Genomic DNA, 20,619 nt, shown 5'->3' on the forward strand with positions numbered 1-20,619 from the left:
TTATCTGATATATAGATTATCGCGTCGACATAGATAGGATGCTTTTCTTTATGACCAATGTAACGCTACCTTGATTAGCTCCCAGAGTGCCAACTTAAGCGGATATTAAGCCATTGGATATGTTACTGGAAAAATTGCTTTCTAATCGGATTTTGCTAAGGTTTTTAAACATTGGTATCCGCGGTGGCACGGTTTTGGGGCGATTCGTGCTAATAATATTTTTGGCAAAATTTCTACCCGAGGCCGATGTCGGTAAGTTCGGGATATTTGTCGCTACGGTATTATTTTGTGTGCTCTTGGTGAGCTTTGATTTTAATAAGTATATGTACGGAGAGCTGTTTGCGCAAGGAGAAGGTGCCCGAGCTCGAATACTAGGATCGCATTTTAAGACTGTAGTCTGTCTTTACCTTGTCAGTATTCCGTTCTTTTATTTAATATTTTTCGGCGGCTTCATTGAGTTTGACTACATCGTTTATTTCTACTTGACTCTATTTTTTGTAATGGTGTCTCTGGAACTGGAGGCGCTATTGGTTGTGCTTGGTAATCAGCTTTTGTCTAGTTTTGTGTTTTTTACTCAGACATCTGCATGGGTTTTTTTTGTCGTTCCGGTTGTTTATTTCTTTCCCGCTTATAGGTCGTTGGAATTCATATATCTCTCGTGGCTGGGGGGAGCCGGTTTATCTATTCTGATCGCATTGTGTTTTTTAAAGGCTAATAATATAAGGGTGGATTTCAATGGGATGGGAGGGGCTTGGGTTCGCAGTGGTCTGAAAAAAAGTGTAATTTTTCTCTTGTCATCCATCATGTTGAAGTTGTTGTTGACTGTTGATCGGTACGTGATGGAGTATTATTCGACTCCAGAGTTGGTGGGTGTTTATGTGTTTTATATAAGTGTGGTGATGGGGGTGTTTAACTTTCTCGATCCCGCTGTTTTTTCATTTATATACCCGAAGCTTTTGCGCTCCTATAAGGAAGGTAATCATGCTGCTTATGCGGCGGCGCATAAGGAGTTAATATGGTCTACGGCGATTGGAGTGGTAGTGCTTGCTCTGTTTATCGGCTACCTTGTTCCTTATATAATTGAAGTGCTAAGCTTGCATGCATACGAAAAAAATTTAGATAGCCTTTGGCTTGTGATTTTTGCGGCAGCTGTCTTTAAACTTGGGTTCATCCCTCATTATGTTTTGTATAGTCGAGGGATGTTTAACTGGCTTTCGTATTCCAATGCAGCCTCGCTTGTCGCGTTTTTGTTATCGGCATACTGTTTGTCAATGCAGTCAACCATCAGCTTGCTCGCCAGTTGTCTGTTAATCGCCTTTTCTGTTGGTGGTGCTGTGAAACTATATGCGGCATATGGGCTGCGGGATGGGCAAGTTCATAATGTACAATAATAGATGGTTGTCTGGTGAGGCATTACTATTTGGCGGCTTTTTGTTTTTTGTCTACATGCTCGCCAAGGCTCCCTTGCTTTTGGCTGGAGAGATGGATGGTATTCAATTGATCGGCTCTCTATTGTTGATGTTGATGTTAATGTCGATCGCTATTTTGCTGCTGGTGCTCTGTAAGAAAATATATGCCTGTTATTTTTTGACATCGTTTAATTTGTTGTTTTTGTTTAATTTGATGTTTGGGGCTTTTAATGATTTCGGCTTTTTGAAATATGTGTCGCTGTCATTTCTTCTCTCAGTGACAGCCATTGTGTACTGCATACTGCCGAAAAGAAAATCGCTAGGGTCGGTATTGCTGAATTTTGCTGGGTTGTTGGTCTTCTATGGTTGTTTGGCTGTTCTTTGGGGGGTTGCCAAAGGGCAGCAATTTGTATTGCGTGAACCAATTGGGGTAAATGGCCCCATTGTGTTTGGTCAGCTTATGGTTATCGCAAGTGCAATTCTTCTGCTATATGGCAATCGAAAACTAATACTCGCCTCGCTTCCTGCCGCTCTTTCATTGCTATCTTATTCCAAGGGGCCTATTTTGGCGGGAATGTTTATATTGTTTTTGAAGAAAAGAATGTTCTTTATGATGTTGATAGTCCTATCTGTTCCTTTGCTCTTGGTGTTGCCAGGTGAGCTTCTTGATAATAGGGTGTTTCGTTTTTTTGGGTCGCTATATGAGTCTCTCAGTAGTTCGGATTTTGGAATGCTATTCGAAGGCGCGAACTATGGATCGATCGGTGCGCGTCTGGAGCAATATTTGCTTGCTATTAATTTGCTATCTGACTATCCATTGGGTATTGGTATAGGGCAGTGGGCGCTTTTCTCGGAGTATGAATATCCACATAATTATTTAGTTGAGATATTGATAGAGCAAGGGTTGGTTCTAGGTATGGGGTCATTGCTCATAATCGCGTTTTTTTTCACAAAGATACGTGATAGGAATTTAGTTTATCTTTTGTTGATGCTTTTTCTGTTTTCTATGTTTAGTGGTTCGGTGGTGGATAATAGAGGGATTTATCTTATGGTTCTTCTAGGAATGCTCTATCGAGAGGGGAGCAGCCCTGAGCAGAAAGAAATGGAAGTTAGACACCTGGGCTCAGATAGCAAAAGTCTTTTCTAATCATGGGGGAATGCCAGAGAATACCCTCTGGATAGCCGCATGGCTACTGATTCTAATACTGTTCAAGCGATATAGCGACGTACAATTTTACGGAGGGGTGTGTTGTGAAGACATTGTGTGTATTTGGGACGCGCCCTGAGGCTATTAAAATGGCTCCCCTGGCTATTGCACTAGCCGATGATGGTCGCTTTGAGGCCAAAGTGTGCGTAACAGGTCAGCATCGAGAAATGCTTGATCAGGTGTTGAATCTGTTCTCATTAGAGCCAGACTATGATCTGGATATTATGAAAGCAGGACAGGACTTAACTGATATTACTGTCGCTATTCTTGGTGGTCTTAAAAAAGTATTTATGGATTTTAAGCCAGATGTGGTTTTGGTTCATGGAGATACCGCCACGACCTTTGCTGCTTCTCTGGCAGCCTATTACCAGCAGATTCCCGTGGCTCATGTTGAGGCTGGCTTGCGTACAGGAAATTTATTATCCCCATGGCCAGAAGAGGGGAATAGGAAGTTGACTGGAGTCCTTGCGAAAATACACTTTTCGCCGACGGAGACTTCAAAGTCAAATCTTCTTAAAGAAGGGGTTGACTGTAGGGATGTAATAGTGACCGGTAATACCGTCATTGATGCACTGCTTGACGTTATCCATCGATTGGAAACGGATGGCGAGTTAAGGGCTGCAGCCATGAAGCCAGCCGGGTTTCTATCTGATGATAGGAAAGTTGTTTTGGTTACTGGTCACAGGCGCGAAAGCTTTGGCGGTGGGTTCGAAAGAATTTGTCAGGCACTAATTGAATTGGCGAGAAAGTATCCTGAGGTGGATATTGTCTATCCGGTTCATCTGAATCCCAATGTGAGGGAACCCGTCAACCGGCTACTAAATGGTTTGGATAATGTTCATCTTATAGAGCCATTAGACTACCTTCCGTTTGTGTATTTGATGAGCAAGTCTTATGTGATCTTGACCGATTCAGGTGGGATACAGGAGGAGGCTCCTTCCCTTGGGAAACCTGTCTTGGTAATGAGAGATACCACGGAGCGCCCTGAGGCTGTCGTTGCAGGTACAGTTCAGCTTGTTGGGACTGAGACGGATAAAATAGTTTCGCATGTCAGTAGGCTTCTTGATGATGAGGAAGCTTACCAAAAAATGAGTATTGCCCATAATCCATATGGTGATGGGAAGGCTTGTGAAAGGATCATTGAAGCGTTGCTTCAGATTAATTCATGAGCTGACTTGTAAAGTAATCTTTATTTGAGGTTGGTGGATTATGCCTTTTGAAAAAATTTCAGTTGTTGGCCTTGGCTATATCGGTTTGCCAACGGCTGCGGTATTTGCCTCTCGAAAGAAGAGCGTTATAGGCGTGGATGTAAATACACATGCAGTCGATACCATCAATCAAGGTAAGATTCATATCGTTGAACCTGATCTTGACATGCTTGTGAACGCTGCTGTAACTAATGGATATCTCAGGGCGACCACGGTTCCAGAGTCGGCTGATGCATTTCTCATTGCTGTGCCTACACCGTTCAAAGATGATCATCAGCCGGATCTTTCCTTTATTGAGGCTGCCTGTAATGCGATAGCTCCCGTATTGGAAAAAGGGAACTTGATAATTCTGGAATCGACTTCGCCTGTTGGTACTACGGAACAGATGGCTACTTGGTTGGCTAATAAACGACCCGATCTTACGTTTCCACAGAATCATGGCGAAAATTCTGACGTTCGAATAGCGTATTGCCCAGAACGTGTTTTGCCAGGGCACGTTCTTCGTGAGCTCGTGCAAAATGATCGAGTGATTGGTGGGTTGACGACACGTTGTTCCAAAGCGGCTGTTGAACTTTATAAAACCTTCGTTGAAGGAGAGTGCGTCGTTACAAATGCTCGCACAGCGGAGATGTGCAAGTTAACCGAGAATAGCTTCCGGGATGTTAATATTGCGTTTGCTAATGAGTTGTCGATGATCTGCAATAAATTAGATATTAGCGTATGGGAGCTTATTAAGCTTGCTAACAGGCATCCGCGCGTAAATATTCTACAGCCGGGGCCCGGTGTTGGAGGCCATTGCATTGCTGTTGACCCTTGGTTTATTGTCAGCAAAACTCCGGAAGAAGCAAAACTAATCCGGGTGGCTCGGCAGGTTAATGATAGCAAGCCTGACTGGGTGTTGAATAAGTTAAAGTCTGTTATTGGCGAATTTCTACAGAAAAATCCGAACAAAACAGCTTCTGATGTTACGATTGCTTGCTATGGCCTCGCTTTTAAGCCAGATATCGATGACCTGCGAGAAAGCCCAGCGATGCTTATCGCGAAAAAAATTGCCGCTGAGCACCCAGGCGAAGTTCTAGTCGTTGAGCCGAATATTTCACAGCTTCCCCCAGGGTTGGGAAAGGCTGCTCTGGTCTCATTGACGAAAGCCTTGCAAGTATCTGATATTCAATTACTGCTGGTTGATCACTCCGAATTCAAGAGTGTTGAGGTTTCTAGTGGTTCTTTGGTTGATACAAGAGGTATATGGCAGGGCTGAAATTAGGTAGCTGAGGTAGGCGCTATTATTACAGCGCTAGTCCTTGGGTTTTGAACGTGATCGTTGGGTTGCACGATTCGATAACCATGCCGTAATGGTCTGTTGGCCACTCTCAAGCGGTTTAATAGATTTAGGGCGGGTGTCATATGTCGATGAGGCCTACTCGGTTTGAACTGGTGTCAGGTTGAGAGTCGCGTTACTATCTGGCTTAGGACGAGCTTCTGGTATTTATAATGAAATCGATCAACCAGGGTCGCTGATGACGGAGTTTTCTTGAGGTCATGAAGGTTTTATATTTTCATCAACACTTTACAACTCCTCAAGGTGCGTCGGGGATCCGTTCGTACGAGATGGCACGTCGCTTGCTGGCACGAGGGCATCAGGTCACAATGGTATGTGGCAGTTCGGGTGCAGGAAAAACCGGGTTAACCGATCCGTTCAGGCATGGTATGCGCCGAGGATTTGTGGATGGTATTGAGGTTGTTGAGCTCAATCTTCCTTATTCAAATAGTGATGGTTTCGTCAGGCGTGGAGTTACTTTTCTAAAGTTTGCACTACGTAGTGTCAAATTGGCACTGACTGAGAAGTACGACCTAGTATTTGCGACAACGACGCCGCTCACCGCAGGTATTCCTGGGGTATTTGCCCGTTGGTTGCGTGGTAAACCATTTGTATTTGAGGTTCGTGACCTATGGCCGGAACTCCCTAAGGCAATGGGGGTTATTCGCAATCCATTGATTTTGTGGGCCATGTCTGCGTTGGAATGGGTAAGTTACCGATCGGCGCATCGCGTTATCGGACTCTCGCCCGGAATAGTGGAGGGGATTTCTAAATGCGGGGTGCCGTCCCGAAATATAGCGCTTATCCCTAATGGCTGCGATCTTAGTATATTTTCTCAAGATGTAGACCGTTGGCGACCGTCGCAAGTAGTTACGAATGATCTATTGGCCGTTTTTGCTGGTACACATGGAATAGCTAATGGCTTGGATGCTGTCTTGGATGCAGCGATGGAGTTAAAGCGCCGTCATAGAACAGATATAAAAATTGTTCTGATCGGGCAGGGTAAACTAAAGCCGAGTTTGCAGGAGCGTGCTCGGCGCGAAGGCCTGGATAACGTCATATTTCATGAGCCTGTTAATAAGGCCCGTCTGGCTGGACTCATGGCGAGTACGGATGTTGGGTTGCAGGTGCTGGCGAATGTTCCAGCTTTTTACTATGGAACTTCGCCGAACAAATTTTTCGACTATATTGCGTCTGGCCTCCCTGTACTTTGTAATTACCCAGGGTGGATGGCCGACATGATAAAGGATAGTCAGTGTGGATTTGCCGTGCAGCCTGAGCATGCTGGCGATTTTGCAGATGCCCTGGAGAAGGCGGCTGATGATCGTATTGCCTTGAAGACAATGGGGCGCAGGGGACGTACTCTTGCAGAGCGAGAGTTCGATCGTCAGAAGCTCGCAAATCAGTTTGTAGATTGGCTAGAGAGGGCGAGGTCATGAGCAAGCGTATATTCGATATCTTTGCTTCACTCTTCGGTCTTTTTATTTTGGCTCCAGTAATTTTGATAATTTCCTGGCAGGTGAAGAAAAAGCTGGGGGCGCCTGTTTTTTTTCGACAGGTACGTCCGGGGCTGCATGGACGGCCATTTGAAATGATCAAGTTCAGAACAATGCGTGATGCCTATGGAGCTGATGGCAAACCTCTAGCAGATGTAGAGCGAATGACTCCGTTTGGTCAATTCCTGCGCTCCACTAGCCTCGATGAGTTGCCTGAACTTTGGAATGTTCTGAAAGGCGATATGAGCCTCGTCGGGCCTCGGCCCTTATTAATGGAGTATCTACCGCTCTACAACCCATATCAGTATCGCAGGCATGAGGTTCGTCCCGGCGTCACCGGTTGGGCTCAAATTAACGGACGCAATGCATTGAGCTGGCAGGAAAAATTCGAGCTGGATGTTTGGTATGTCGATAACCGCTCTCTATGGCTGGATTTTAAGATCATCCTATTGACGATCAGAAAAGTGGTCCGAAGAGACGGTATTAGTGCGGCTGGAGAAGTTACTGTGTCCAAATTTACAGGCAATCCGTAATGAAGAGGCTTGCTATCCTTGGGGCCAGTGGGCATGGCAAGGTTGTTGCCGATACTGCTGAGTGTTGCGGTTGGGATAAGATAGAGTTCTTTGATGATGCATGGCCTTCATGTAGCGAAAACGGAAACTGGCCGGTCAAAGGCACTACGAAGGAACTGATCGAACAGATCAATAATTTTGACGGTATTGCAGTCGCGATCGGTAATAACGCTGTCAGGCAGGAAAAAATTTCCTTAATTACGCAGATGGGAGGACGTTTACCTTCACTCATTCATCCTATGGCCTATGTGAGTCGCCACGCTTTCATTGGTCATGGGACAGTGGTTTTTGCCGGTGCTGTAGTAAATGCCGGAGCAAAGATTGCTTCAGGTGGCATTCTCAATACAGGCTGTAGTGTTGATCATGACTGTATCTTAGACGAGGCTGTTCATATCAGCCCTGGTGCCCGTCTCGCAGGTGGCGTCGTGGTCGGCGCGCGAACATGGGTGGGCATTGCCGCCTGCATCAAGCAGTTGGTATGCCTCGGTGCAGATGTGACTGTGGGTGCAGGCGCTGCCGTAATCCGTAGTGTTGCTGAAAAAAATACGGTCGTCGGCGTACCAGCTGATCTAATAGAGTCACGGGGTGATAAATAATTAATTTATTACCTTTGTGTGAATGTGGACTGTCTGTCTATATACTTTTTGCACGTCGGAGTTTATATGCTCAACACACCTTTTTCGCCTTGGCCCTCCTTTACAGAAGAAGAGGCAAACTGCGCCCGTGATGTCATTTTGTCTAATAAGGTCAACTATTGGACAGGGCAGGAGTGTCGTAAATTCGAGCAGGAGTTTGCCGAGTGGATAGGCACAAAATATGCTGTTGCGGTTGCCAACGGGACCGTAGCGCTTGATCTGGCGCTAAAGGCGCTTGGTATTGGAAACGGAGATGAAGTTGTCGTTACGTCCCGTACATTTCTGGCCTCGGTCTCCAGCATTGTCAATGCTGGCGCAGTGCCTGTTTTTGCAGATGTCAACCGCGACTCGCAGAATATCGACGCCTCGACCATCCAGCGGGTACTGACTCCCCATACCAAGGCAATTGTTTGTGTGCACCTTGCCGGTTGGCCTTGTGACATGGACCCGATCATGGCATTGGCTGCCGAGAAAGGGCTGTGTGTCATCGAAGATTGTGCTCAGGCTCACGGCGCTACCTATAAGGGCAAGGCGGTTGGCTCGATAGGGGATGTTGGCGCCTGGTCTTTCTGCCAGGACAAGATCATGACCACAGGAGGCGAGGGGGGCATGGTCACCACCAACGATCGTGAACTCTGGTCGAGAATGTGGTCGTTCAAGGATCATGGTAAAAGCTGGGAATCCGTATACGAGCGCCAACACCAGCCTGGTTTTCGCTGGCTGCATGAAAGTTTTGGCACCAATTGGCGCATGCTGGAAGTGCAGGGAGCGATCGGCAGGCTTCAGTTGCAGCGTATGCCTCAATGGCATCAAGCTCGATTGCACAATGCTCAGCGTATCTGGGCCTGTGCCAACACGCTGGCTGGTCTCAGGGCTCCGCAGTTGCCCGATGACATTGAACACGCTGCGTATAAGTGCTATGTGTTCGTTGAACCTGATGCTCTTCGTGATGGATGGGATAGGGATCGAATCCTCAATGAGATCGTAGCGCGGGGGGTGCCGTGCTTCTCCGGTTCCTGCTCGGAGGTCTACCTGGAGAAAGCGTTCGATGGTACTGCCTGGAGGCCTGAGCCACGGCTGCAGGTGGCTCGGGAATTGGGCGAGACCAGTCTTATGTTCCTCGTGCACCCAACCCTGACAGATGCCGAAATCCAGAAAACTTGCGAAGTACTGACGTCTGTCATGGGCGAGGCAGTAACAGCGGCGGAATTGAAGACACGCTGATTTGCATGTTGTAGCGTGCAAGCAATTGATGACCTGTCATTGGCTCGGTCGGCTTTTGATCAGGAAGAATCTAGGAAAATGGATAGAAAGGGGTCCGGCTTGGTTCGGAATCAGGAGAGCAATCGAATGACGGATAAGCTTCGCAGGGGAATGCTCTTGCTACCGAGGCATTATAAGCGTGCCCTTCAGGTGATTACGGACGTAATATTGGTGTGGCTTGCTCTTTGGCTCGCCTTCCTTGTGCGTCTGGGCATCGGTGGCGTGTACGAGCCATTGCGCATCCATTATTGGTTGTTCCTCGCTGCTCCGGTCATTGCTATTCCTATCTTTATCAGATTTGGAATGTATCGGGCCGTCATGCGATATTTTGGTAATGACGCACTGATTACAATCGGAAAGGCTGTCTCTCTGGCCTCCTTGTTACTGGCTCTGGTGGTCTACTGGCATAGTAATCATACTGCTGTGGTGCCGCGCTCGATCGTATTCAACTACTGGTGGTTGAGCCTAGTGCTAATTGGTGGCTTGAGGTTGGTGATGCGCCAGTACTTCCTCGGAGATTGGTTTGCCGCCAGCCAGCATGTGCCCTTCGTCAGTCGCGACAATGGGTTACCGAAGGTAGCCATTTATGGAGCTGGTGCTGCCGGTAACCAACTGGTGGCAGCCCTGCGTATCGGCCGGGCCATGCGTCCCGTTGCCTTTATTGATGACGATGAAAGTGTCGCTGATCGCGTAATTTCGGGTCTTCAGGTGTTCCGGGGAAAGGATATCCAGCGGATGATTGATATCACCGGCGCAGAAGAGGTGCTATTGGCCATTCCTTCGGCATCCCGAGCCCGCCGCCGTGAAATTCTGGGTTTTCTGGAGAATTTCCCGCTACACGTGCGTAGCGTTCCGGGTTTCATGGATCTGGCGAGTGGTCGGGTCAAGGTAGATGATATCCAGGAGGTGGATATCGCTGACTTGCTGGGGCGCGATGCTGTTCCTGCACAAGATGACTTACTCGCCCATTGCATTACTGGCCAAGTTGTCATGGTCACCGGCGCGGGAGGGTCGATTGGTTCCGAGCTATGTCGCCAAATTCTCCTGCTGGAGCCGAAGGCTCTCTTACTGTTCGAGCACAGCGAGTTCAATCTATACAACATTCACAGTGAGTTAGAACAGCGTATCCATCGTGAAGCATTGTCGGTTCGCTTGGTGCCATTCTTAGGGTCGATCCGAAACCCAAAGCACCTTCTTGATACCATGAGCATGTGGCATGTAGATACTGTTTACCATGCGGCGGCATACAAACATGTGCCGATGGTTGAGCACAATATCGCTGAAGGTGTCCTCAATAATGTCATCGGTACGTTGAATGCAGCTCAAGCCGCCCTGCAAGCGAACGTTTCAAACTTTGTGCTGATTTCGACAGACAAGGCTGTACGCCCTACCAACGTTATGGGAAGTACCAAGCGTTTGGCCGAAATGGTGTTGCAGGCTCTTAGTAAGGAAATGGCGCCAGTATTGTTCGGAGACTCTGCAAATGTTGCGCGCGTCAACAAAACCCGCTTCACTATGGTACGCTTTGGCAATGTTTTGGGCTCTTCGGGTTCGGTAATTCCCCTGTTCCACAAGCAAATTAAATCAGGCGGGCCGTTAACTGTCACGCACCCCAAGATTACACGGTATTTCATGACTATCCCTGAAGCAGCGCAATTGGTCATTCAAGCGGGCTCTATGGGCCAGGGTGGAGATGTATTCGTGCTTGATATGGGAGAGCCAGTGAGGATTGCCGCATTGGCGGAAAAAATGATTCATCTGTCCGGCTTGAGCATTAGATCCGAAAAGAACCCTCATGGAGACATTGCCATCGAATTTACAGGCCTTCGCCCTGGTGAGAAACTCTATGAAGAGTTGTTGATTGGCGACAATGTATCGCCGACGCCACACCCTATGATCATGACGGCAAATGAAGACTATCTGGACTGGGACTCTCTGAAGGATCGTATATCTGCCCTGTTGGACGCTGTAGGCAAAGAGGACTTCACCCGAGTGCGCCAGCTGTTACGCGAACTGGTTAGCGGCTACACCCCAGAAGGCGAGATCGTTGACTGGGTTTATCAACAACGTCGCCAGGATATCTGACAGCGAGAGGTATCCCACTCGAGGTTTCGCGTAGCCCTACAGCTGGCAGTAATCATGCTGTCAGCTGTTCAATTCAGTAACTATTCCATCTTTCAAACCACTTTCAAGACACCTTCTGAACCGCTAGCTTTGCCTGGGCAGCAACGGAAACGCTGCCCCCAAAACTGCAACTCACAGGAGTGTCCAAAGTGCGCAACACCATCCTTTCCTACCTCTTCCTCCCATTGTTCACCGGCCTGTCCTTTTCCCTCAGCGCCGCCCCGAACGCCACCCCTGTCCCGACAACCGAGCTAACCACTACCCAAACGGTCGCCTCGGCAGCAGACGCTCAATCCGCAAGAATCAACCTCAACACCGCCGACGCCCCAACCCTGCAAAAGGAGCTGAACGGCATCGGCAAGGCCAAGGCCGAAGCCATCGTGGCCTACCGCGAGGCCAACGGCCCCTTTGCCTCGGTGGACGAGTTGCTGGAAATCAAGGGTATCGGCAACGCGCTCCTGGAGCGTAACCGTGACAAGCTGGTGGTAGCGGAGTAACAGGCAGGGTAATGGCCGGCCCACGCGGGTCGGCCCATCGAGAAGAGGATCTCAACGATCCTTCGCCTCCTTGGCATCCATCTCGGCGTTGCGTTCATGGATCTTCTTCAACTGCTCTTCGGTCAACGGCAATTTCTTCGCCGTATCCCGCAACAGCAACAACCCGCCAACGATCGAGCCAAGGGCTATGATCAGTATCAACCAGGCATACCAGGGCATGATGTTCTCCTGTAGACCGGGGATGGCAACGCTCGTACGAGGTTCGAGCGATTCTTGCATCCTTTGGTTCAATTATAGGAGCCGACCACCCCTGGGCCAATTCTCATGACCCATGGCCCCCAAAGCCCCCGCCACATCGTTTACAATGCGCGCCGTTTTCGACTTGCCAAGAGACCCTGCCCATGTCCGCCTGCCAGACGCCCTTGATCGTCGCCCTGGATTTCCCCACCCGTGAGGCCGCTCTGAAGCTGGCTGACCAGCTCGACCCGGCCCTGTGCCGGGTAAAGGTCGGCAAGGAACTGTTCACCAGCAGCGCCTCGGGGATCGTCGAGACCCTGTGCGAGAAGGGCTTCGAGGTATTCCTCGACCTCAAGTTCCACGACATCCCCAACACCACGGCGATGGCGGTGAAGGCCGCGGCCGAGATGGGGGTATGGATGGTCAACGTGCACTGCTCCGGCGGCCTGCGCATGATGGCGGCGTGCCGTGAGGAACTGGCCAAGCGCAGCGGGCCGCAGCCGTTGCTGATCGGGGTGACCGTGCTGACCAGCATGGAGCGGGAAGACCTGGCGGGCATCGGCCTGGATATCGAGCCGCAGGAGCAGGTGCTGCGCCTGGCGGCGCTGGCCGAAAAAGCCGGGATGGACGGCCTGGTCTGCTCGGCGCTGGAGGCGCCGGCGCTCAAGGCGGCGCATCCGGCGCTGCAACTGGTGACGCCGGGCATTCGCCCCAGCGGCAGTGCCCAGGATGACCAGCGACGGATCCTCACGCCACGCCAGGCACTGGATGCCGGTTCCGACTACCTGGTGATCGGCCGTCCGATCAGCCAGGCCAGCGACCCGGCCCAGGCGCTGGCGGCGGTGGTGGCTGAAATCCGCGGTTGATCCTTACCCAGGATCGGCGCCTTGCCAATGCCGGAGTGGGGGCTGCATGGGCTTTTCCCTTTGCCCCCAGATCGCTATTATCGCGTCTATACATCAGCAATTTCTCACGCCACGCGTTCAGGCCTGGTCTTGCTTTTTTCCTGTACACAGCAAGGCACTCCCCGGAGTCGAACCGCTCTGGGGCGTTGAGCCGCTTTGCCGAAAATGTGTTGGCCAGACATACCGGCTGTCCGCAGGATGGGGCGGTGCTCGGAAGCGTTTTAAAGGAATAGGTTTTGATTAAGCGTAAACAGGTAGCAATTGTCGGTTGTTCTTTCCGTTTTCCGGGCTCCACCTCCAGCACTTTCTGGCAAAACCTGATGAATGGACGCGACCTGGTGACCCAGGTCGATCCTTCACGTTGGGACCACGCACAGTTCCTGCACCCAGACAAGGCTCACCCTGCCACGAGCTACACCTTCGCCGCTGGTACCCTGGGGGATATCAGCGCGTTCGATGCAGGCTTCTTCAATATCTCGCCGCGCGAGGCGGCGATGATGGACCCGCAGCAGCGCATGCTCCTGGAGATGTGTTGGGAAACCTTCGAGAACGCCGGGGTCAAGCCGTCCAGCCTGCGGGGCAGCAATTGCGGTGTGTACCTGGGCATCGCGGGGGTTGAGCAGGCCTATCGGCTGGTCGAGGACTTGGCATCGATCGACGGTGCCTCCGCCACTGGCAACACCATGAGCATTGCCGCCAACCGCCTGTCCTTCTTCTATGACTTGCGTGGCCCGAGCATGGCCATCGACACGGCCTGTTCGTCGTCCCTGGTAGCTTTCCACCAAGCCTGCCAGGCCATCCTCAACGGTGATATCGACCAGGCCGTGACGGGTGGAATCAGCCTGCACATGCACCCGTTCGGCTTCATGATCTTCGCCAAGGCCACCATGCTGTCGCGCGGCGGCCGCTGCCAGTCGTTCGATGAACGGGGCGATGGTTATGCGCGTGCCGAAGGCGGTGGCCTGTTCCTGCTCAAGGACTACGACCAGGCCGTGGCCGATGGCAACCCCATCCTCGCCGTGGTAGCGGCGACCGCGGTCAATACCGATGGCCGCAAGTCCAGTCTGACCCTACCGAATTCGCAAGCCCAGGCCGCGTTGCTCGAGAGCGCTTATGCCCGGGCGGGCATCGACCCGGCGCAGCTCGACTACTTCGAAGCCCACGGCACCGGAACGGCTGTTGGCGACCCGGTGGAAACCCGTGCCATTGGCGAGACGCTCGGCCAGGCGCGTGGCGATGGCAACCCGCTGCCGATCGGCTCGGTCAAGAGCAACCTCGGCCACCTCGAGGCGGCCTCCGGTGTCGCCGGCCTGGTCAAGGCCCTGTACAGCCTGCATGCGCGTGTCGTGCCGCCCACCATCGGCATCCAGGCGCTCAACCCGAACATCGACTTTGCCGGGCTCAACCTGCAAGTGGTCAGCGAGCCCCTGGCGCTCAAGGCGCAGGGGCAACTGACCGTTGGTGTCAACTCCTTCGGCTTCGGCGGGGCCAATGCCCACGTCATCCTGCAGAGCGCCGAGCCGCAAGCGCCATCGTCTTCTGCGCCGCAGGCGCGGCCGCTGCCATTGCTGCTCAGTGCCAAGACGGCCGAGGGGCTGCGTGCCAACGCCGAGCGTTTTGCCGACTACCTGGCCGGCCACGACGATGCCTGCTACTACGACGTGGCCTACCAGGCCATGTTCCGTCGCGACGCCTTGCCCCATCGTTTGCTGCTGGTCGAGGCCGATCCGGCCAAGGCTGCCCAGGCGCTGGCCGACTACGCCCAGGACCCGAGCCTCAGCGAGCTGAGCTCGGTGCTCGAGGCCGGTGTTGGTCTGGAGCAGGCCAACGGCCCGGTCTTCGTCTACTCCGGCAACGGCTCGCAGTGGCAAGGCATGGGGCGGGCGATGCTCGACGAGCCGATGTTCGCCGAGGCGCTGGCGGACGTCGATGCGATCTTCGAGCCGCTGGCAGGTTATTCGCTGCGCGCCGAGTTGCGCGGCGAGCATGGTGACGACCGCTACGCGCTCACCGAGATCGCCCAGCCGGCACTGTTCGCCTTGCAGGTCGCGGTAACCCGTGTGTTGGCTGCACAAGGCGTGCAGCCGGCAGCCGTGGTCGGCCATAGCGTCGGCGAAGTGGCCGCCGCCTGGGCCTGTGGTGCCCTGACCCTGGAAGACGCGACCCAGGTGATCTACCACCGCAGCCGCCTGCAAGGCCTGACCCGTGGTTGCGGCCAGATGAGCGCTGTCGGCCTGAGCGGCGAAGCCACCGCAGCGCTGCTCGTCGAACTGGAGTTGGCCGAGCGCCTGGTCGTGGCCGGTGAGAACAGCGCCCGTGGGGCGACCGTCGCCGGTGATGTCGAGGCCCTGGCGGAGCTCGAGCAGGCCCTTGCCGAACGGCAGGTTTTCGTCCGCCGTCTGGGCCTGGACTACGCGTTCCACTCGCCAGCGATGAATGTCATCGAGCAGCAGGTCATCGCCGACCTGGCGCACATCCGCCCACGCAGCGCCAGCCTGCCGTTCTACTCCACGGTGACTGGCGGCCAGCTCGATGGCCTGCGCCTGGACAGCCAGTACTGGTGGCAGAACATCCGCTTCCCGGTGTTGTTCCAGGGCGCGATGGACAACCTGGTGGAGCAGGGCCTGAATGTCTTCGTCGAAGTCGGCCCGCATCCTATCCTGCGCGGCTATGTGGTCGACGCCCTGGCCCAGCGCGAACAGCCGGGGCAGGTGATCGCCACGCTGCTGCGCAACGACCACAGTCCGGTGCTGTTGCAGCGTAGCCTGGCCAAGTTGCTGATCGCCGGCATCGAGCCGCACTGGCAGGTGCATTTCCCGGTCGCGGGCAATCCCGTGCAACTGCCCAACTACGCCTGGCAGCATGACTACTTCCAACTGCCGGTGAGCGCTGAGTCGTTCGGCGTGCTGCAGCGCGCAAGCCTGCATCCGCTGTTGGGCTATCCGCTGGCCGACCATGCCCTGACCTGGGAGAGCCAGCTCGACATCCAGCGTTTCCCCACCCTGGCCGACCACAAGGTCGGTGAATCGGTGCTGTTCCCGGGGGCCGGCTTCACCGAGCTGGCCCTGGCCGTGGCCTTGGTGCAACAGCCGGGTGAGTACGTCGATATCGAGGAGCTGGAGATCCATAACCCGCTGCTGCTCGCCAGCGAGAGCAGCAAGAAGGTCCGTGTCACCCTCGAGGAGGCCGATGGCACCCTGCGCATCGCCTCGCGTACCCTGGCCCAGCGTGAAGAGTGGGTACAGCATGTGGTCGCGCGCCTGCCGGGCGAAGCCCGTGGCGTCCTGCTCGACGCGCGCGCCCCGGCCTTGCCCCAGCGCCCGGCCGACTACAGTAGCGAACGGCACCTGGCCCTGACCCGTGCGGTCGGCCTCAACTACGGCCCGGCCTACCAGGCCGTGGCGGCGGCCTGGGTGGAGCCGGCGCGCATCCTCGCGCAACTCGAGGCGCCGGCGGTCATCGAGGCCGAGTTGGCCAGCCTGCATGTGCATCCGGCGCTGCTCGACGGCGCCTTCCAGTTGATCACCGAACTGCTGGTCGACCAGCCCGGCAGCAACCGGGGGCTGGCGTTCATTCCGGTGCGCTTTGGCCGCATCGCCTATGCCGTGGGCAAGGGCGTGCCGTGCCTGGCCGAGGTTCGCCAGCTCAAGCGCACCGCGCATTCCCTGCTGGTGGATTTCACCCTCTTCGACGCTGCCGGGGAGGCCGTGCTGGCGATCAAGGAGGCGCGCTTCCGTGGCGTGCGCCTGCAGCGCGACCGCTCCAACGACGTCAAGCGCCTGGCCCATGTCGGCATTGCCGCGCCTGGCCAGGTGGTACCGCTGCAACGCCATGCCCAGGCTGCCACGCCGTTGCTGGCGCAATTGCAGGGCCTGGCCGACGACCCGTTGCAGGCGCGCTACCTCGATGAGGTCGAGCCCTTGCTCGATGCCCTTTGCTCGAGCTTCGTCCAGGACCTCGTCGAACACTGCGGCGGCAGCCTGGGCGCCGAGCAGTTGGCGCATTGGTCGCAGGTCGAAGGCGTGCCGGGCGACTACCTGGCGACCTTGCTGCGCCATGGCGAGCAGGACGGCAGCCTGTCGTGCGCTGCCGATGGCAGCTGGCAGCTGGCCGACCCGGCACCGCGCCCCGCGTCCGAGGCCATCTGGCGCGAGCTGTTCCACAGCTACCCGGAATGCTTCCAGATCATTCATTCGGTGGGGCGTATCGGCCGCCACTTGAAAGCCCTGCTCGACGGCTGCCAGGCGATCGACCAGCTGCAACCGCGAGAAACCAGTGCTGCCAGCCTGGCCCGCATGGTCCTCGGCGCCGCTGGCCAGCAGCGCCTGCTGAGCGGTGTGCGCGAAACCCTGGCCCAGCGCCTGGCCGCATTGCCCGCAGGGCAACGCCTGCGCGTGCTGGAGTTTGGCTTCGGCGCGGCGTCGTTCGCCGAGCTGCTGTACCCAGGCATCGACTTCGACCGGGTCGACTATTGCTACTGCGTTCAGGCCCCGGAGCTGGAGCAGCGCCTGCGCGACGAATGCCCGGCCCTGCAGGTCCTCGCCCTCGAGCAATTGGCCGACGCTGGCGCATTCGATTGGGTGCTGGTGCCGACCGACCTGGCGCCGTTGGCCACCCTCGGCGAGGCCCTGCGCCTGGCCGCCCACCAACTCAACCCGCATGGCCAACTGGCCTTGCTCGCCCATTACCCCGCCCGCTGGGCCGAGTTCGTCTTCGGCGCCCAGGCCGATTGGTGGCTGGCCGGTCCGCAGCAGGCCCTGTCGCGTCAGCAGGCGCCGGCGTTCTGGAGCCACGAGCTGCAACGCCACGGCCTTGGCCCGGCGCAACTTGTCGAAGCGCTGCCGGGCAACGCCTGCGGCAGTTACCTGCTGCTAGCCGAAAAGCCGGCCACTCCTTTGGCCAGCCGAGCACCGGTCGCACAGCAGCGCTGGGCATTGCTGGCCGAATCCGGGCAGGAGGCTGCCGAGCTTCTGGCCAGCCTCCTGCGTGAGCAAGGCCAGCAGGTCAGCCTGCTGCAGCCGGGCGATGCCCAGGCGCTGGTGACGCAGTTGCGGGCCCTCGAACAGCCTCCCGAGCACCTGGTGCACCTGGTGGGCTTCGACAGCGACGCAGGCCTGGAGGGCCAGGCCGCACGCTGCATGCAGGCTGCGGCATTGGTGCAGGCCTGCGAAGCCCTCGGCGTTGCCCCGCAATGCTGGCTGCTGACCCGTGGCGCGGCCATGCACTGGCATGCGGGCGCCGAGGCCGAGAGCCTGGCGTCCATCGCCGATGCCGCGCTCTGGGGCTTTGGCCGTACCCTGGCCAATGAATCGGGCAACTGCCGCGTGCGCCTGCTCGACCTGGCGCACGGCGCGCCCGTGGAGCGCCTGGTGTCGGCCCTGCTGCACGCCGACGCCGAGACCGAACTGGCGCTCGACGCCGAAGGCCGGCGTTACGTACCCCGCCTGCGCGTGCTGCGCGAACAGGCCCAGGCCGACGACGGCCAGTGGGTGTGCCTGGGCTTCGACCTGCCTGGCCAACTGCGCAACCTGCGCTGGGAAGTACGTCCACCGCGTCAGCCGGCGGCGGACGAGCTGGACATCGCCGTGCGCGCCACGGGTCTGAACTTCCGCGATGTGATGTTCGCCCTTGGCCTGCTGTCCGACGAGGCCATCGAGAATGGCTTCTCCGGCCCGACCCTGGGCTTCGAGTTCGCCGGTGTGGTGCAGGGCAGGGGGGCCCAGGTGTCGGGCGACTTCGCCCCAGGCGACCGGGTTGTAGGCTTCGGCCCCTGCAGCTTCGCCACGCGCCTGGTGACCAACGCCAACGCCGTGGCGCGTATTCCGCAGGGTATGTCGTTCGAGGCCGCAGCGACCATCCCCAGCACCTTCTTCACCGTCTATTACGCCCTTCACCACTTGGCGCGCCTGGAGCCTGGCGAGAAGGTGCTGATCCACGGGGCCGCCGGCGGCGTGGGCATCGCCGCGATCCAGGTCGCCCGCTGGTGTGGCGCCGAGATCTACGCCACCGCCGGCAGCGACGAGAAGCGCGACTTCCTGCGCCTGCTCGGGGTCGACAAGGTGTACGACTCCCGTTCGCTGGCCTACGCCGACCAGATCCTCGCCGACACCGACGGGCGGGGCGTGGATGTGGTGCTCAACTCCCTGGCGGGCGAGGCGATCAACCGCAACCTGCGCGTGCTCAAGCCGTTCGGCCGCTTCCTGGAACTGGGCAAGCGCGACTTCTACCAGAACACGCGCATCGGCCTGCGACCGTTCCGCAACAACATCAGCTACTTCGGCATCGATGCCGACCAGTTGATGAGCGAGCGCCCGGCACTCACCCGGCGGTTGTTCGCCGACATGATGGCGCTGTTCGAGCAAGGCATCCTGCACCCGTTGCCGTTCCGCGAGTTCGATGCCAACCAGGTCGTCGAGGCCTTCCGCTACATGCAGCAGGCCCGGCAGATCGGCAAGATCGTGGTGACCTACGGCAACCCCATCGAGCAGCGGGTCGATACCCGCGAGCGCCCAGCCGCAGCCTTGCGCCTGTCTGGCGAGGCGACCTACCTGGTCACCGGCGGGCTGGGCGGTTTCGGCCTGCGCACGGCCCAGTGGCTGATCGACAAGGGCGCTCGCCACCTCGTACTGCTGGGGCGTCGTGGGCCGGCCAGCGTCGAGGCGCAACCGAGCCTGGCGCTGTGGCAGGCCCAGGGCCTCGACGTGCAGGCCGTGGCCTGCGACATCACCGATGCCGGGCAACTGCGCACGGTATTCGAGCGCATCGCCGCCAGCGCCTACCCACTGCGCGGCCTGGTGCATGCCGCGACGGTCATCGACGACAGCCTGATCCGCAACCTGGATGACGAGCAGTTGCGCCGGGTGCTGCAACCCAAGGCCCAGGGTGCCCAGCACTTGCACGAGCTGACCCGTGGGCTGGCGCTGGACTTCTTCGTGATGTTCTCCTCGGCTACCACCCTGTTCGGCAACCCCGGGCAGGCCAACTACGTGGCCGCCAACCATTGGCTCGAAGCCCTGGCGCGCCATCGCCGCAGCCAGGGGCTGGCGGCCACCGCCGTGCTGTGGGGGGCCATCGACGACGTTGGCTTCCTGGCGCGCAACACGCAGATCAAGGATGCCCTGCAAAGCCGGATGGGTGGCGCCGCGTTGCGTGCCGAGGTCGCCTTGGCGCAGCTCGAGCGCATGCTGCTCGAGGGCGACGATGGCATCGGCGTGCTGGAGCTGGACTGGAAGGCCCTGTCGCGCTTCCTGCCCAGTGCTGCCACGCCGCGTTTCGTTGAACTGGCCCGTACCCATGGTGGCGACCAGGAAGACGACAACGACGGTGAGGACATCCAGCGCATGCTCGCCGAGCTGGATGACGCCGAACTGCTGGAGCGTTTCGCCGAGATGCTCAAGTACGAAGTCTGCGAGATCCTGCGCTTGCCCGCGGCGCGCCTGGACACCCAGCGCCCGCTGCAGGAGCTGGGCCTGGACTCGTTGATGAGCGTGGAACTGGTGGTGGCCCTGGAGGAGCGTTTCGGTATCCGCCTGCCGGTGATGGAGCTGAGCGACAGTTCCAGCATCGACAAGCTCAGCGTGCGCCTGCTGGAGCTGCTGCGTGGCGACGCCAGCGAGGACGCTGCGCCGGCCAACCTGGCCGAGAACCTGCTGTCGCGCCACGGTAGCGAGCTTACCCGCGAGCAGATGGCCGAGCTCAATGCCGGACTGGCCGATGCCAGTGCGGCGCCCAATCGATTGATCGAGTAA

General features: G+C 56.2%; 13 protein-coding genes. 12 read left to right on the plus strand and 1 reads right to left on the minus strand.

Features of this window, described 5'->3' with window-relative positions; translation table 11 throughout:
• Positions 1-119: 119 nt before the first annotated feature.
• The 10 genes from NJF35_RS16555 (at position 120) to NJF35_RS16600 (ending at position 11,729) form a co-directional block, all read left to right on the plus strand.
• Positions 120-1,391 (plus strand): lipopolysaccharide biosynthesis protein, encoded by a 1,272-nt coding sequence (locus tag NJF35_RS16555; RefSeq protein ID WP_253091273.1) that lies wholly within the window; start codon positions 120-122, stop codon positions 1,389-1,391.
• The gene (locus tag NJF35_RS16560; RefSeq protein WP_253091274.1) at positions 1,366-2,556 is read left to right on the plus strand and encodes a hypothetical protein; all 1,191 of its coding nucleotides are present in this window, start codon (positions 1,366-1,368) and stop codon (positions 2,554-2,556) included. The genes NJF35_RS16555 and NJF35_RS16560 overlap by 26 nt, the downstream gene beginning before the upstream one ends.
• Before the next feature lie 149 nt (positions 2,557-2,705).
• Positions 2,706-3,785 carry a non-hydrolyzing UDP-N-acetylglucosamine 2-epimerase gene (gene wecB, locus NJF35_RS16565; RefSeq protein ID WP_253091306.1) on the plus strand — a complete coding sequence of 360 codons (1,080 nt, stop codon included), beginning with the start codon at positions 2,706-2,708 and terminating at the stop codon, positions 3,783-3,785.
• Positions 3,786-3,825: 40 nt separating this feature from the next.
• Entirely contained in the window at positions 3,826-5,082 is a 1,257-nt protein-coding gene (wecC, locus tag NJF35_RS16570) for a UDP-N-acetyl-D-mannosamine dehydrogenase (RefSeq protein WP_253091275.1), read from the plus strand.
• A 281-nt stretch (positions 5,083-5,363) separates the two neighbouring features.
• Positions 5,364-6,581 (plus strand): glycosyltransferase family 4 protein, encoded by a 1,218-nt coding sequence (locus tag NJF35_RS16575; RefSeq protein WP_253091276.1) that lies wholly within the window; start codon positions 5,364-5,366, stop codon positions 6,579-6,581.
• On the plus strand, positions 6,578-7,171 hold the full coding sequence (locus NJF35_RS16580) for a sugar transferase (RefSeq protein WP_225788208.1): 594 nt from the start codon (positions 6,578-6,580) through the stop codon (positions 7,169-7,171). Before NJF35_RS16575 ends, NJF35_RS16580 begins: the two co-directional genes overlap by 4 nt.
• Positions 7,171-7,806 carry an acetyltransferase gene (locus NJF35_RS16585; protein WP_225788207.1) on the plus strand — a complete coding sequence of 212 codons (636 nt, stop codon included), beginning with the start codon at positions 7,171-7,173 and terminating at the stop codon, positions 7,804-7,806. Before NJF35_RS16580 ends, NJF35_RS16585 begins: the two co-directional genes overlap by 1 nt.
• A 66-nt stretch (positions 7,807-7,872) precedes the next feature.
• A complete protein-coding gene (locus NJF35_RS16590; protein ID WP_225788206.1) occupies positions 7,873-9,069 on the plus strand; it encodes a DegT/DnrJ/EryC1/StrS family aminotransferase in 1,197 nt (398 codons plus the stop codon).
• Positions 9,070-9,195: 126 nt separating this feature from the next.
• Positions 9,196-11,193 carry a polysaccharide biosynthesis protein gene (locus NJF35_RS16595; protein WP_225788205.1) on the plus strand — a complete coding sequence of 666 codons (1,998 nt, stop codon included), beginning with the start codon at positions 9,196-9,198 and terminating at the stop codon, positions 11,191-11,193.
• Between the two features lie 188 nt (positions 11,194-11,381).
• Complete coding sequence (locus NJF35_RS16600) at positions 11,382-11,729, plus strand: ComEA family DNA-binding protein (protein WP_225788204.1); 348 nt, start codon at positions 11,382-11,384, stop codon at positions 11,727-11,729.
• Between the two features lie 51 nt (positions 11,730-11,780).
• Here NJF35_RS16600 and NJF35_RS16605 read toward each other — a convergent pair whose 3' ends face one another.
• The gene (locus NJF35_RS16605; protein ID WP_084854939.1) at positions 11,781-11,948 is read right to left on the minus strand and encodes a DUF2897 family protein; all 168 of its coding nucleotides are present in this window, start codon (positions 11,946-11,948) and stop codon (positions 11,781-11,783) included.
• Positions 11,949-12,130: 182 nt separating this feature from the next.
• Between NJF35_RS16605 and pyrF the strand changes: the two genes are divergently transcribed.
• Both pyrF and NJF35_RS16615 read left to right on the plus strand, forming a co-directional pair.
• Positions 12,131-12,832: an orotidine-5'-phosphate decarboxylase gene (gene pyrF, locus NJF35_RS16610; RefSeq protein WP_225788203.1), complete on the plus strand. Its 702-nt coding sequence runs from the start codon at positions 12,131-12,133 to the stop codon at positions 12,830-12,832.
• Between the two features lie 275 nt (positions 12,833-13,107).
• Positions 13,108-20,619, plus strand: coding sequence for a type I polyketide synthase (locus tag NJF35_RS16615; protein WP_253091277.1), 7,512 nt, complete (start codon positions 13,108-13,110; stop codon positions 20,617-20,619).

The sequence above is a fragment of the Pseudomonas guariconensis genome (genome assembly GCF_024127895.1).
GTDB classification, from domain to species: Bacteria; Pseudomonadota; Gammaproteobacteria; order Pseudomonadales; family Pseudomonadaceae; genus Aquipseudomonas; species Aquipseudomonas guariconensis_B.